Below are 13706 nucleotides of genomic sequence, written 5' to 3' on the forward strand. Positions count from 1 at the left end.
CTATATTAAAAGCTGTTGGTGCTGTAAACATCAGAGGATACCAGATTCGACGCGTTCGCATGGCTGTTTTGGCCGTGTGTGATTACAATATGTAACAACGATTATTCATTAGCTTGAGAGTTTGTTTATGGGAAGCCAGGAACGGCTAACGCTTCGTCGATTGAAAGACTTCAATCCCCTCGGTCGGCTGACAGACGGACAATTGGTGGTGTTGGCCAACCGTGCCGAGCGCCGTGCGTTTAAGCGTGGAGCGAAAATACTAGAGCGCGGGGTGAGGGACGGGTTGGATTACTTTTTGATTTCCGGCTCGGTTCAGCTGGCATCTCATGATGGACGAAATTCGGTGATTCAGGCCGGAACCGACAAAGCCGTCAACCCCATTGCCCGGCTTCAGCCGAGAATGTATGACGTCAAAGCGTTGGAGCCTTGTGAGTTTCTGGTGGTTGAGCAGGAAACGCTCAACCAGCTGTTGCGTGATGCGCCTGTCACGCAGGATGGGATGGCATCAACGGTTGACGAAGGTGGGCAGAGCGAAGAGCAGCTTCTGCTGATGGAGTTCTATGCGGAACTGCGGTCAAACCAGTTGCAACTGCCGAGTGTGCCGGATGTCGCCTGGAAAGTTCGCCGGCTGGTGGAACGAGAAGATACAGGCGCGTTGGAAGTGGCGGGTGCTGTGTCGGCGGACCCTGCGATGGCGGCCAAACTGGTGAGAGCCTGCAACAGTCCGTTATATCGTGGCTTTAGTGACGTTCGGAATGTGCAGGAAACGGTTGTCCGGTTAGGGATGCGTACGACACGGCAATTGGTGACGGTGTTTGCCATGCGTGAAGTGTTCAAAACCCAGCAGCCGACCTTGAAAAAAGAAATGGAAGCTTTGTGGCAGCATTCGCGAGAGGTGGCCGCTTTGTGCTGGGTTCTGGCGGATCATGCCACCGGCGTCAATCCGGAGGAAGCGATGCTGGCAGGGCTGTTGCACGACGTGGGTGTGGTGCCAGTGCTGGTGCAGGCCGAGAAACACGGGAAGCTGTTTGCTGACGAGAAGAACCTGCAGCATGCGATCTCGGAGTTGCGGGCAGATGTCAGTTGCGCTGTGCTAGAAAACTGGTCGTTCCCTAAAAGCTTTATTGAAGCGGCCCGGCATGCCGAGGATTGGAGTTACGAGTGCCGTCAGCCTGCGCCGCAGCTTGTTGATATCGTGATTGTTGCCCAGATGCACGCCATGATTGGTGCCAGCAAGGGCGGCGCGTTACCCGCGTTTGATCAGGTTCCGGCCTGGCGGCGGTTGGGTGAGCTGCAGTTGAATGCTTCGCGCAGTCTTAAGGTGCTGAGTGATGCACGAGAGCGGGTGAATGAAGCCCAGAAGCTTCTGTCCGGCCGTTAACTTAACCCGTAATCGGGGGTCTGCTTTGCAGTGATGGAAACCCATATGAATGTGCCTCTGTTTCCGCTGAACTCTGTTGTCTTGCCGCAAGGGCGCATTCCATTGCAGCTGTTCGAGCCGCGTTATATCGACATGTTGAGTCGCTGTCTCAAGGAAGATCGCGGCTTCGTGATTGTGCTTTTGCAGAATGGTCCGGAAACCTCGAGAACTGCCGCTTTTTACGATATCGGAACCTACGTACGCATTATTGATTTTCAACAGCTGGACAACGGGTTGCTGGGCATCACCGTGGAAGGTGAAAGTAAGGTGACGGTGGTACGAAGCTGGCAGCAAGAAGACGGGCTGAACCTGGGTGACGTGGAATGTTTGATGTCCGAGGCCGAGAGCGACGTTCCCGAGCGTTATCATGAATTGCCTTCCGTGCTCAGGGCTTTGTTCCGGCATCCCGCGATAAAAAATCTCGACATGAGAGTAGATTATGACGACGCACGGCATGTGGGCTGGCGACTTACGGAACTGTTGCCGCTGGATACTCTCGAAAAGCAGCGTTTGGCCGAGTTGCAGGATCCGTTAGAGCGTCTCGACCGGTTGCAGCGGCTATTGGAAGCGCTTGAAGGCGATGGTTAGAGTTTCGGGGCATAACTCTGTAGCGCCAGCCCCCATTGCTCGCTGATATAAAAAACAACAAACAGCAACCAAACGATGAGTGCCACCCAGGAAACAGCCTCTGTTTTGATCGGTACCCGATCATAGCGGCTGTAACTCGCTCTGATGAATCCGGTAATCGCCAGCCCGAGAAAGAATCCCCCCAGTACGTCGGTGAACCAGTGCACCCCGAGATACAGTCGGCTGAGTGCGATCGGAATCAGGGGCAGCGACAACAGCACATAGCTTTGCCAACGTTGCTTGTGATGATTCTCCCCGGCGATAAAGCTGGCGGCCAGGGTGACCAGAACCGTCGCACCGGCCGTGTGGCCGCTCGGAAATGCGCCCGAATCAGGCGGGCTGAATACCTGGTCCGGTCGGCTTACGCCGATGCCCGCTTTGAGAAGCCACACACTGACGATGGCGAGCAGAGCGGCCGTGGCGATGTGGATAGCGGCCGCGTAGTAGCCTCTGAACGCAAGGGCCGCGGTCGCCAGCACTGCCGCTGCAATCAGAACCGGTGGGTCACCGGCGAGCGTAAAAGCGATCATCGGCAGGTCCAGCAGCGGTTGCCGGAGCAACTGGAACCAGTCGCTGACCAACTGGTTGAGCAGGAACAGGTGGCTGCTGAGGCTAACCAGCTGGGCAAGAATCAGGAATAGTGCCAGGGCCGTGGTGGCCATCATCAGCGACGGCAGTGGGAATTCCCCGCGCTGGGCCGGGCGGGCACTGGTGTATAAACGCCAGAATCGGTGCGTGGCATCATAAGCCGCCATGCGCCTTTCCAGCCAGCGATACAGACGACTGCCTTCGCCGAGGCCGAGCCGCATGCGAAGGGCGATAAGATATACGGCCAGCAGGGCGGCCCCGCTGATACCCAGCACCAGATAGAAATGGGGCGGAGGTTTGATCCCGGTCGCAAGTGCGGCACCCACCAAATAGCCAGGCAGTATGTACGTCAGCGCCCAGCCAACGGCGGACAGCAAATTGAACAACAGAAATCGCTGCCATGGCATATAAAAGGCCCCGGCGATCAGGGGGATGATGGGCCGGATCGGGCCCACAAAACGCCCGATGATGACGCTCTTACCGCCGTGAGCATGAAAAAAAGATTCTCCGCGGGCCAGCAGTTTCGGGTAACGGCTCAGCGGCCAGACCGAGTGCAAACGTCCCTGAAGCATTCTGCCGATAGCAAAGCTCAGTACGTCTCCCGCTACTGCGCCGACACCCGCCCAGACCAGTGCCTCGGCCAATGGCATGCCGGATTTGCCGGCCAAAGCGGCAAACGCGAACAGCATGGCCACGCCGGGCACAATGATGCCCGCCACGGCCAGGGATTCGATAAACGCGGTTGCAGCCAGTGCCAGCGCCAGCCAGCCCGGGTTAGCGGCAACCCATGCCGTTGCGTCGTTAAGCCAGGTTTCAGTCATGCTTTAACGGGTTCTCCGGGGCTAAACCACGCTGAATTTGCACCTCGTGTATTCGCTTCTTCCATGGCGTTTGTGGCCCGGGAGCGCAGTGAATAGGTGCTGGTGTCTCCGTTGCCGCGAGTGGTGCAACCAAGGCTGACCGATATCTTGCCCACCTCGGGCCAGTCGTGCTCAATGAGATTGCGGCGAATGCGCTCGGCAATCACCCGGACGCCTTCCTCTGGAGTGAAAGGAAGGATCAGGAAAAACTCAGACTCATTAATGGTGTACAGCGTGTCGCCGGCTCGTATGGTTTCGAACAAGCGCTCGGTCATGTTCTTCAGCAAATTTTGCAGCCCGGCTTTGCCGTGCAGGTCCCGAATTTCCTCTGCGTGGCTCAGGCCAATGCTGGCGACGGAGAGCGGGTGACCGGTGGCAATGGCCCGGCTGATTTCTTTTTGCAGAGTTTCATCGAGAAAGCGAGCGTTATGGGCGCCGGTAATCGGGTCCGTGGTGGAAAGATTTTGGGCAGACTGTGCCATGTAGTCGTAACCCCAGATGTAAAGCCCGACCACGGCCAGCATGAGGCCCAAGCCGGAGCTGGAAATCATGGCGTCAGCGAAGGGGTGCCTGAACAACAACGAAATGGAAACGGTTGCGACCAGTAAAGCCGACAGACCAAGCCCTCGGCGCAGGGGCAGGATGGTCAGATTAAGAACCAGCAGCGGCATTGCCCAGTGGCTGATCCCGGGTGCTTCAAGGGTCAGGCTGGAGATGACCAGCCCGGCGTTCAATAGACTGAGAATGATCAGGTGTCCCGGCGCTGACAGTTGCTGTCGGCGTGAAATCAACGTGTAGATCAAGCCCACGAACAGCACAGTTGCCATCATCGAGGCAAGGTAGAACAGTGGATAGAAGCCGTAACGCAGGTTTTGAAGCGCCAGTGCGCCAATAAATACGGCCGCCAGCGCGTAGGCTGCGCTGTGAGTCCAGGTTCGCAGTCGGGTTTCCGTCATTGTGCTGCGCCTCTGCTATTGTGAGTCCCTGCAATATCGTTGGGCACCGGATTGCTGTAGGTCTGTGTTCGGTTGCCGCCTTGTTGTTGGGCGCGTCTGAGTGCATTTGAGGCACTGATCTGCAGGCTGTCCGCATCATCGCCAATGTTAAGGCCGGCAACGCCAGCGCTGACGGTCAGTTTCAGCCCGTGAGAGGCCATCAGGGTGCACAGACCGTTCCGAATACGCTCGGCCGTATCTGCGGCCTCGGTGGTATTGGTGCACGGCAGAATTGCCAAAAACTGCAGATCGGCCATGCGATAGTAAGTATCGAAATCCCGTAACTGTGAATGCAGGTATCGGCCAATGCGAGGCAGGATGGCGCTTATATCGGCATCGGGAGCGGTGTCGCTTAAGTGCGTGTCGAGTCCGATTGCCATGGCGGTCAGATGAGTGCCTTCTCGCTCACTGCGCTGAATCTCTTTGTGCAAATCTGCAGATAAGTACTCCCGGCTTGCGGCTTGGGTCAGTTGGTCGGTGCGCCGGAGCGGCTTGAGCTGGCGATCTTTGTATTTTTGCAGAAAAATCAGGATCGCCCCGAGCAACGTCGACAGCACAAAGGCGCTGATCATCTGGTGGCGGTCGGGGAGTGTGATGAACCATTGGGTGCTGGACATCACCAAAATAACGCCGGCGATCGTAACGGCTGTTGCGAGGTAGGCTGGGACAAATCCGAAGGTGATCAAGGGCAGGGCATAAAGCCAGTGGCTCAGTGCCCAGGGGCCACGCCAGAGTGCGGCAAACAGGGCGATGTTCAGGGTGATAAAAAACAGTATGCGCAGGTGTGGCCAAGGCATTGATTGTCTGCGACGGTTGCCGTGCATACCGGTCAGAAACAAGCCCGCCGTAGACGCCGCCGCGGCTGCCGCTAGCGGTTCTCTCAAGGCAGCGAAACCTGTGGCGGTCAATGCCAGAACAATAAAGCCTATTTTTGAGAGTTTGCTAGGCAGAAATTTTTCGGCCAACTGGGGCATGGTGACAGTCCTATACCGGCACATCCGTTGAATATTGAATCCTGTGCAGCGGTATAATAGTCGTTTGGGGTGCGGACTTGAAACGGGAAAGGTAAAGTAACTCACCGGTTTTAGATTCAGCTTGCAAATAAGAAGGTATATCAATGAACGTTGCAGCGTATATGACGCAGCTGGGCCAACAGGCTCGGGCCGCCGCGCGAGAAGTTGCCAGGTCAACAACGGAAGTGAGGAATCACGCGCTTTCAGCCACCGCAGACGCACTCGATCGAGCGCGGGTGGAACTTGCGCAGGCCAACCAGAAAGATCTGGAGAACGGACGTGCGAGCGGGCTTGATGCTGCCATGCTGGACCGACTCGAGCTGACGCCGGCCCGAATCGATACCATGATTGAAGGTCTGAAGCAGGTGGCGGCCTTGCCAGACCCGGTGGGTGAGATTACCGACATGAACTACCGCCCGTCCGGAATTCAGGTCGGCAAAATGCGGGTGCCTCTGGGTGTGATCGGTATTATCTATGAATCCCGTCCGAACGTGACCGTTGAAGCCGCCAGCCTGTGCCTGAAATCCGGCAATGCTACGATTCTACGGGGTGGTTCTGAAGCTATCCATTCCAACCAAGCGGTAGCTGCTTGTATCGCTCAGGGCCTGGCCGCGGCTGGCTTGCCGGAAGCGGCCGTGCAGGTGGTTGAAACCACCGATCGGGATGCGGTGGGTGAGTTGATCACCATGCCGCAGTACGTTGATGTGATTGTGCCCCGGGGCGGGAAAGGCCTGATTGAGCGCATTTCGCGAGATGCCAAAGTGCCGGTTATCAAACACTTGGATGGTGTCTGCCACGTTTACATCGACAGCCACGCAGACCCGGAAAAAGCGCTCAAGGTTGCGGTCAATGCCAAGACTCACCGCTACGGCACCTGCAATACCATGGAAACCTTGCTGGTAGATCAGGAAATCGCTGAGGATATCCTGCCGTTACTGGCAGCCGAATTCGAAGCGAAAGGTGTTGAGTTGCGCGGTTGTGAGCAAACGCTGAGCATCCTCCCCGGCATAGTTGCCGCGAGTGAAGACGACTGGCACGAAGAGTACCTTGCGCCGATTCTTGCGGTGCGCGTGGTTGAGGGGTTGAATGGTGCCATTGACCATATCAATCACTACAGCTCTCAACATACCGAAAGCATCGTTACCGAAAACTACACTCGAGCCCGACGTTTCCTCACCGAAGTGGATTCCAGTTCGGTGATGGTCAACGCCTCGACACGGTTTGCTGACGGCTTCGAATACGGGCTGGGTGCGGAAATCGGCATTTCCACCGACAAGATTCATGCTCGCGGTCCGGTTGGGTTGCATGGTCTGACGTCGCAAAAGTATGTGGTGTTTGGCGACGGCCACATTCGGGCCTGATTGATGCACGTTATCTACGGCGGGACGTTCGACCCCATCCACCACGGGCACCTGAGGTTGGCCCTGGAAGTTGCCGACGCGCTTCAGGTGGAGCGGGTGGATCTGGTGCCGTGCCACATTCCGCCTCACCGAGGGAGTACCGGCGCAACCTCGGCTCAGCGGCTCGATATGATTCGACTGGCAGTCGAAGGCGAATCGAGGTTGCACGTTGATGACCGGGAACTTCAGCGCGCCGGGGCCTCCTATACCGCGGATACATTGCGACAGTTACGGACTGAGCTGGGCCCGAAGCGGCCGTTGGTGATGGTCGTGGGGACCGATGCCTTCGCCGGCTTTGATCGGTGGCGCGAGTGGCGGGAAATACCGGAGTTGGCGCATATCGTCGTGGTTAGTCGGCCCGGGTCGGCGTTGCCGGAAGCAAGCGTGGCCAGCAGCCTGTATAGAGAGCGCCCTGCCGAAACACCGGGCGACCTTTGGCAGACCCCTGCCGGTAGGATTCTGGCGTTTGATGCGCCGCTGATGGACATATCGGCGACCGGCATTCGACAGCGCATTTCAGGCGGACATTCACCGCGTTACCTGCTGCCCGATTCGGTCTTGCAGAGAATTCATGACCAAGGCCTGTACGGTGCCTGCCCTGACTGAAACTTTTAGTGCTACAATCGCGTTCGAATATCACTAATCGGGCGGCCATCTGGGCCATCGCCCGGAACACAGGGTAATTATGCAGGCAGAACAACTGAAAGATCTGGTCGTAAACGCGCTGGAAGACATTAAAGCGCAGGACATCAGCGTAGTGGATGTCCGTGATCGTACCAGCGTTACTGATTTTATGGTTCTCGCATCGGGTACCTCCAGTCGGCACGTGAAATCACTGGCCGATTCTGTGGTTATCGAAGCCAAAGAGCAGGGGATGCGAGCCAATAACGTAGAAGGTGCACCGGGCAGCGACTGGATTCTTGTAGATCTGGGCGACGTAGTGGTGCATTTGATGATGCCGGCAGCTCGTGAGTTCTACGATCTGGAACGCTTCTGGCGTGATGCTCCAGAAGCTGGTGCAGCAGGCAGCGAGTAATCATGCGCCTGCGATTGATCTGCGTGGGGCAGAAAATGCCCGACTGGGTCACTGCGGGGTATAACGATTATGCGCGCCGGATGCCACCGGAGCTGCCCCTCGAGTTGACTGAAATCGCCATGCCGCACAGAGGCAAGAACCCGGATATTCCAAGACTTATGCAGCGCGAAAGTGATTCTATCCTTTCCGCTGTTGGTCAGCGGGACAGGGTGGTTGCTTTGGAAGTGGGCGGGCGCCCGTGGTCAACCGAAAAACTTGCCAGCCAGCTGGAACGCTGGCAGCAAGATGGTCAGGATGTCTCGTTCCTGGTGGGTGGCCCCGACGGGTTAGCCGACGCTTGCCGGCAACGTGCCGATCAACAATGGTCACTCTCCCCGCTTACCTTACCTCACCCTCTGGTGCGTATTCTGCTTGCAGAACAGTTGTATCGCGCCTGGTCGATCACGCGTAATCATCCTTATCACCGGGCCTAGGATCTTCTATGGCTTGGGGTGAATTCAAAGACACCGCGGCAGAGCGCCGGTTATTTCAGCGTCGCGCTTTAGTGATGTTGCTGTTTGTCATGCTGCTGATGACGGGATTGCTCGCCCGCATGTATCAGTTGCAGGTTGTTGAACACGACATCTACACCACCTTGTCGGATAAAAACCGCGTTCAGGTTCAGTCGGTGCCGCCACCCCGTGGCTTGGTCTATGACCGCAATGGCGAGCTCATGGCGGAGAACCGGCCCGTCTTCAGTTTGACGATTGTGCCCGAACGGGCAGCGCCCATTGACGATACCCTGGCGCGCTTAGGCCGTATTCTCGAGATTGAGGACGAAGACCTCAAACGCTTCCGAAAGCGGTTGAACGAGCCGCGGCGACCGTTTCAGGAAATTCCCCTGTTTTACGATCTGGGGGAGTCTGATATCGCCAAAATGGCCGTGCATCGGCATGAATTCCCTGGTGTCGAGGTGTCGGCGGAGCTGGTACGTTACTACCCCCACAGTGACCTCACAGCCCATGCGCTGGGCTTCGTGGGTCGTATCAACCGTGAAGAGCTGAATAGGATTGATCCCGTCAACTATGCGGGAACCAACTACATCGGCAAGTCGGGAATCGAGCGTTTTTACGAAGAGGTCTTGCACGGCCGGGTGGGTTACCAGCATGTGGAAACCAACGCTCGGGGCCGTATCTTACGTGTTCTGGAGCGCGAAAATCCTGTGCCGGGCGAAGATCTCGAACTGCATCTGGATTTACGCCTGCAGCGCAAAGCTCATGAATTGCTGGAAGGGCGCCGGGGCGCCATTGTCGCGATTGAACCGGCGACTGGCGGCATTCTGGCCCTGGCAAGTGTGCCTGGTTTCGATACCAATAAATTTGTTACAGGCATCAGCGTAGCCGACTATCGTGAGCTCAGTGAAAGCATCGACAAACCTTTGTTTAACCGGGCATTACGTGGCCAATATCCGCCGGGCTCTACCATCAAACCGATGATGGCAGTGGCGGCCCTGGACAGTGGTGTGACCACTCGTGACCGCAAAATCTGGGACCCGGGCTATTATCAGCTACGCGAGGGAGGGCGCCGGTACCGCGACTGGAAGCGTTCCGGGCACGGCTGGGTCGATCTGAAAGATTCGGTGGCCCAGTCTTGTGATGTCTATTTCTACGATGTGGCTGTCGAAATGGGTGTCGACACCATGCACAAGTATCTTTCCGCGTTCGGCTTTGGTGAAGACGCTACCTTGGACGTGTCCGGTGCTCTGAGTGGGCTGCTGCCTTCTGATGACTGGAAACGCGCGATGCGGAACGAACGTTGGTACCCCGGGGATTCCGTGAACATGGGGATTGGCCAAGGGTTTTTCCTGGCAACGCCGCTGCAACTGGCCACGGCAACCGCACTGGTCGCCAATCGGGGAGAGTGGGTTGAGCCGCGTTTGTTGAAGGATATTCGTGGTGATCGGACCGCCGACGAGTTTTTGCCTGCGGAAACGCACAACCCGCTGGTGCTGAAAGATCCGGAAAACTGGGAATACGTTGTCGATACCATGGAAGAAGTCATGCATGGAGCGAAAGGCACGGCCCGCCGGGCAGCTCGGGGTGCCAACTATCGCATGGCGGGCAAAACCGGCACCGCGCAGGTGTTCAGTCTGGGTCAGGACGAAGAATACGATGCGGAAGAAATCCGGGAGCGTTTGCGTGACCATGCGTTGTTTGTGGGGTTTGCACCGGCAGACGATCCCAAGATTGCCGTGGCCATCATTGTCGAGAACGGTGGCGGTGGCAGCAGCGTTGCGGCCCCGGTAGCGCGGGGCTTGTTCGATGCCTGGCTGGAAGAATTTCCGGCGGCCGAGGCAGAAAAAATGCTAGGGCAGGTGAATCAGACAGGGAGTGAGCACTGATGGGGCTGGGAAAAGATTTGCTGGGAGCCCAGACCGGGTCTGACTTAGGGCGGTCGCGAAGCATCTGGAGCGTGTTGCACCTGGATCCTATCTTGCTTTTCCTGCTGGCGATCCTTGTGGGTGGGGGGCTGTTCGTCCTCTACAGTGGTGCAGACAGAAACATTGAAGTGGTGAAGGCGCAAGGGATTCGCCTCGCAGTGGCGTTTGGCGTAATGCTGGTGTTTGCCCAGCTGGACCCGGCGGTGTTCCGGCGTTGGTCGCCCTGGCTCTATGTGCTTGGTCTGGTCGGTTTGGTGGCAGTGTTGCTGGTGGGGGTCGGTGCAAAAGGCGCGCAGCGCTGGTTGGCCATCCCGGGGCTGCCAAGGTTCCAGCCCTCGGAGCTAATGAAGCTGGTGGTGCCAATGATGGCTGCCTGGTACCTCTCCCGTTACTTCCTGCCGCCGACGTTTGGGCGTGTGATCGTGGGCTTGTTCATCGTGCTGCTGCCAATGTTCCTTATTGTTCAGCAACCTGACTTGGGAACCTCGTTATTGGTGGGCATGGCAGGCATTTTCGTGGTGTTTTTTGCCGGAATGAGCTGGAAGCTGATTGCAGCGTTTTTCGGTTTGGTGTCGGTTTCCGCGCCGCTGATGTGGTTTTTCGTCATGCGGGATTACCAAAAACAACGCGTACTGACCTTGTTGGATCCCCAGAGTGACCCGCTCGGGGCGGGCTGGAACATCATTCAGTCAAAGACCGCGATCGGATCTGGGGGCATGGATGGCAAAGGGTGGTTGCAGGGAACCCAATCCCATCTGGAATTCCTGCCGGAAAGCCACACCGATTTTATCGTTGCCGTGTTGGCTGAGGAATTTGGTTTTGTCGGCATGATGTTGTTGATGGCGGTGTACTTCCTCATTATCGTTCGCTGCCTGTACATCGCCGTGTCGGCTCAGGATTCTTATGCGCGTTTGCTGGCGGGCGCGTTGACCATGACCTTCTTTATCTACATTTTCGTCAACGTGGGCATGGTCAGCGGGTTGTTGCCGGTGGTCGGTGTGCCATTGCCTCTAATCAGTTATGGTGGAACGTCCGGGGTTACGTTGATGGCAGCGTTCGGTGTGCTGATGTCGATACACACCCATCGCCGGATGATCACGGCCTGACGCAGGGTGAATCATGGCTGGCCGGTAATGGTTAAGGTCCGGGGGAACCCGTTACAATATTGCAGGTCAGTAAGCTCTGACAAACCAACACGATGAGTTGCGCGCAGCTATGGCGAACATTTTTAACATGGGATTTTGGGTGGCGTTGGTGGCTGTGGTCTTGTCCGGCTGCTCCAGCACACCGGAAGTTGACCATTCGTCAAGATACACCATCAAGCAGGATCGGGCTCCTGACGGAGATTACGATGTCAGTGGTCTGGCCGATGCCGAACCGCGTTATGAAGCGCCCCGTCGGGCGGGCAACAAGTCGCCTTACCAGGTTTGGGGTAAAAGCTACCATGTGGTCGATTCCAACGAAGGGTACGTAAAGCGGGGGACCGCCAGTTGGTACGGTCAAAAGTTTCATGGCCATAAAACCTCGAATGGCGAAGTTTTCAACATGTACAGCATGTCGGCTGCCCACAAATCGCTTCGCATTCCGAGCTATGCCAGAGTGACCAATCTGGATAACGGCCGTTCGGTGGTGGTTCGGGTGAATGATCGGGGCCCCTTTCATGGCGACCGGTTGATTGACTTGTCGTACGCGGCTGCCAAAAAACTGGGGTATCAGTCCCGTGGGACAGCTCGCGTGGAAGTGGCAGCCATTACTGTTAAACCGGACGGCTCCATGTTTTTGGCCGGGCAACCCTATAACCCGAATGGCGAAACCGTAATGGCCAGGCCCGCTTCGGAAACAGTCGCCCCCGAACAGTCAGCCGTTGCAACTGTTCGTAAGGCGTTGTTTGTGCAACTGGGAGCCTTTGGTAGCCCGGAGCCAGCCAACGCAATGCTCGCCCGTGCGCAAAGAGAGCTTGAAGATCCGGTTCGGGTTCAACAAGTTTCAACGAGTAACGGGCGTTTTCACCGAGTGCAAGTTGGCCCCTTTGGGAGCGAAGATGATGCCCGGTATGCCCAGAGCCTGATTGAATCAAAAGGTTTCGGCAATTCCATTATCCTTACGGATACGCACTGAACCGTCTGAGTTCAGAACACACATAAGACAAACCTCTGACAGCGAATGAAACGACCCATGGCTTTCAAAATGTTTACTCGAATCTTTCTTCTGGCTCTGTCTTTGACAGTGTTCTCCGCGCAGACATCCGCGCAATCGGTGTTGATACCGTCGGCGCCAAAAATAGCCGGTAGTTCCTGGGTGCTGATGGATCCTCTTAGTGGTCGTGTGATCATGGAGCACAACAGCAATGAACGTTTGCCGCCGGCGAGCCTGACGAAAATGATGACAGCCTACATCGTTGAGCGAGAGCTGGATGAGGGGCGGATTGCCATGCAGGACAGTGTGCCGATCAGTGTGAATGCGTGGCGCACCGAAGGGTCCCGTACTTTCCTTCGGGAAGGCACAACTGCGACCGTTCACGATTTGCTGAAGGGTGTGATTATTCAGTCAGGCAACGATGCATCGGTGGCTTTGGCAGAATTTATTGCCGGCAGTGAAGAGGCTTTCGTCGATATCATGAACCAGCAGGCGCAATTGCTCGGCATGAAGAATACGAACTTCCGGAACGCCACGGGTTTGCCCGCTCAGGACCATTTCTCTACCGCTTACGATCTGGCATTGCTGGCGCGGGCCATTATTCAGGATTACCCGGAAAACTACCCGATCTATGCCGAGAAGCATTTTACCTACAACAACATTCGTCAGCCGAACCGCAACGCGTTGCTGTGGCGTGATGACAGCGTCGATGGGCTGAAAACCGGTCACACCGAAGAGGCCGGCTATTGCCTCGTTGCATCAGCCAAGCGTAACGACACCCGCTTGATTGCTTCGGTGATGGGCACCAGCAGCTCGGCAGCCCGGGCGCAGGAAGTTCAGAAAATGCTGAACTACGGGTTCCGTTATTACGAAACAGAGCGCCTGTTCCGTGCCGGTCAGGAGTTGATGGCGGCTGACGTATGGGGTGGTGTGGCAGATGAAGTCTCTGTCGGTATGGCTGAAGATGTTTATGTCACGATTCCACGAGGCTCCCGCGATAAACTGGAATCTACGGTAGACCTTGATTCTGTGATCAAAGCGCCCATTAAGATGGGTCAGGAACTGGGGCAAGTACGTGTACTGCTTGATGGCGAAACCGTGGTCGAGCAACCGGTTCTGGCGCTGACTGAAATTGAGCAAGGTGGCCTGTTCAAACGCCTGTGGGACTCCATCAAGCTCTTTTTCATTCAATTATTCAATTAAGAACGCGCG

General features: G+C 56.6%; 13 protein-coding genes. 10 read left to right on the forward strand and 3 right to left on the reverse strand.

From position 1 onward, the window contains the following. The first annotated feature begins 127 nt into the window (after window positions 1-127). Window positions 128-1381, forward strand: a complete 1254-nt coding sequence (locus Q9245_RS11070; RefSeq protein WP_305897246.1) for an HDOD domain-containing protein — start codon at window positions 128-130, stop codon at window positions 1379-1381. 45 nt (window positions 1382-1426) lie between these two features. Next, complete coding sequence (locus Q9245_RS11075) at window positions 1427-2008, forward strand: LON peptidase substrate-binding domain-containing protein (protein WP_305897247.1); 582 nt, start codon at window positions 1427-1429, stop codon at window positions 2006-2008. Here the strand turns inward: Q9245_RS11075 and Q9245_RS11080 are convergent. Genes Q9245_RS11080 through Q9245_RS11090 form a run of 3 tightly spaced genes read right to left on the reverse strand, consistent with a single transcriptional unit; the run spans window position 2005 to window position 5464 of the window. Continuing rightward, on the reverse strand, window positions 2005-3456 hold the full coding sequence (locus Q9245_RS11080) for a bifunctional DedA family/phosphatase PAP2 family protein (RefSeq protein WP_305897248.1): 1452 nt from the start codon (window positions 3454-3456) through the stop codon (window positions 2005-2007). The two genes, Q9245_RS11075 and Q9245_RS11080, sit on opposite strands and share 4 nt — an antisense overlap. Further along, window positions 3453-4451, reverse strand: coding sequence for a GGDEF domain-containing protein (locus Q9245_RS11085; protein WP_305897249.1), 999 nt, complete (start codon window positions 4449-4451; stop codon window positions 3453-3455). The genes Q9245_RS11080 and Q9245_RS11085 overlap by 4 nt, the downstream gene beginning before the upstream one ends. Continuing rightward, window positions 4448-5464 (reverse strand): GGDEF domain-containing protein, encoded by a 1017-nt coding sequence (locus tag Q9245_RS11090; protein WP_305897250.1) that lies wholly within the window; start codon window positions 5462-5464, stop codon window positions 4448-4450. The genes Q9245_RS11085 and Q9245_RS11090 overlap by 4 nt, the downstream gene beginning before the upstream one ends. 143 nt (window positions 5465-5607) lie before the next feature. Between Q9245_RS11090 and Q9245_RS11095 the strand changes: the two genes are divergently transcribed. The 8 genes from Q9245_RS11095 (at window position 5608) to Q9245_RS11130 (ending at window position 13697) form a co-directional block, all read left to right on the forward strand. Next, window positions 5608-6864 (forward strand): glutamate-5-semialdehyde dehydrogenase, encoded by a 1257-nt coding sequence (locus tag Q9245_RS11095; RefSeq protein WP_305897251.1) that lies wholly within the window; start codon window positions 5608-5610, stop codon window positions 6862-6864. A 3-nt stretch (window positions 6865-6867) separates the two neighbouring features. Continuing rightward, complete coding sequence (nadD, locus tag Q9245_RS11100; RefSeq protein WP_305897252.1) at window positions 6868-7509, forward strand: nicotinate-nucleotide adenylyltransferase; 642 nt, start codon at window positions 6868-6870, stop codon at window positions 7507-7509. Window positions 7510-7588: 79 nt separating this feature from the next. After that, window positions 7589-7939, forward strand: coding sequence for a ribosome silencing factor (gene rsfS / locus Q9245_RS11105; protein WP_199007639.1), 351 nt, complete (start codon window positions 7589-7591; stop codon window positions 7937-7939). Window positions 7940-7941: 2 nt separating this feature from the next. Continuing rightward, window positions 7942-8412 carry a 23S rRNA (pseudouridine(1915)-N(3))-methyltransferase RlmH gene (rlmH, locus tag Q9245_RS11110; protein WP_305897253.1) on the forward strand — a complete coding sequence of 157 codons (471 nt, stop codon included), beginning with the start codon at window positions 7942-7944 and terminating at the stop codon, window positions 8410-8412. 8 nt (window positions 8413-8420) lie between these two features. Further along, window positions 8421-10319 carry a penicillin-binding protein 2 gene (mrdA, locus tag Q9245_RS11115; RefSeq protein ID WP_305897254.1) on the forward strand — a complete coding sequence of 633 codons (1899 nt, stop codon included), beginning with the start codon at window positions 8421-8423 and terminating at the stop codon, window positions 10317-10319. Further along, the gene (rodA, locus tag Q9245_RS11120; protein WP_305897255.1) at window positions 10319-11464 is read left to right on the forward strand and encodes a rod shape-determining protein RodA; all 1146 of its coding nucleotides are present in this window, start codon (window positions 10319-10321) and stop codon (window positions 11462-11464) included. The genes mrdA and rodA overlap by 1 nt, the downstream gene beginning before the upstream one ends. A gap of 109 nt (window positions 11465-11573) precedes the next feature. Beyond that, entirely contained in the window at window positions 11574-12476 is a 903-nt protein-coding gene (locus Q9245_RS11125) for a septal ring lytic transglycosylase RlpA family protein (RefSeq protein WP_305897256.1), read from the forward strand. Window positions 12477-12533: 57 nt separating this feature from the next. Then, window positions 12534-13697, forward strand: a complete 1164-nt coding sequence (locus Q9245_RS11130; protein WP_305897257.1) for a D-alanyl-D-alanine carboxypeptidase family protein — start codon at window positions 12534-12536, stop codon at window positions 13695-13697. The last annotated feature ends 9 nt before the right edge of the window (window positions 13698-13706 follow it).

This window comes from Marinobacter sp. MDS2, from assembly GCF_030718085.1.
Classification (GTDB): domain Bacteria; phylum Pseudomonadota; class Gammaproteobacteria; order Pseudomonadales; family Oleiphilaceae; genus Marinobacter.

Bases quoted from the DNA above. Each gene is read 5' to 3' on its own strand.
- rodA (WP_305897255.1), top strand. From the start codon at position 10,319: ATGGGGCTGGGAAAAGATTTGCTGGGAGCCCAGACCGGGTCTGACTTA.
- Q9245_RS11095 (WP_305897251.1), top strand. From the start codon at position 5,608: ATGAACGTTGCAGCGTATATGACGCAGCTGGGCCAACAGGCTCGGGCC.
- Q9245_RS11090 (WP_305897250.1), bottom strand. From the start codon at position 5,464: ATGCCCCAGTTGGCCGAAAAATTTCTGCCTAGCAAACTCTCAAAAATA.
- Q9245_RS11080 (WP_305897248.1), bottom strand. From the start codon at position 3,456: ATGACTGAAACCTGGCTTAACGACGCAACGGCATGGGTTGCCGCTAAC.
- nadD (WP_305897252.1), top strand. From the start codon at position 6,868: ATGCACGTTATCTACGGCGGGACGTTCGACCCCATCCACCACGGGCAC.
- Q9245_RS11125 (WP_305897256.1), top strand. From the start codon at position 11,574: ATGGCGAACATTTTTAACATGGGATTTTGGGTGGCGTTGGTGGCTGTG.
- Q9245_RS11085 (WP_305897249.1), bottom strand. From the start codon at position 4,451: ATGACGGAAACCCGACTGCGAACCTGGACTCACAGCGCAGCCTACGCG.
- rsfS (WP_199007639.1), top strand. From the start codon at position 7,589: ATGCAGGCAGAACAACTGAAAGATCTGGTCGTAAACGCGCTGGAAGAC.
- rlmH (WP_305897253.1), top strand. From the start codon at position 7,942: ATGCGCCTGCGATTGATCTGCGTGGGGCAGAAAATGCCCGACTGGGTC.
- mrdA (WP_305897254.1), top strand. From the start codon at position 8,421: ATGGCTTGGGGTGAATTCAAAGACACCGCGGCAGAGCGCCGGTTATTT.
- Q9245_RS11130 (WP_305897257.1), top strand. From the start codon at position 12,534: ATGGCTTTCAAAATGTTTACTCGAATCTTTCTTCTGGCTCTGTCTTTG.
- Q9245_RS11070 (WP_305897246.1), top strand. From the start codon at position 128: ATGGGAAGCCAGGAACGGCTAACGCTTCGTCGATTGAAAGACTTCAAT.
- Q9245_RS11075 (WP_305897247.1), top strand. From the start codon at position 1,427: ATGAATGTGCCTCTGTTTCCGCTGAACTCTGTTGTCTTGCCGCAAGGG.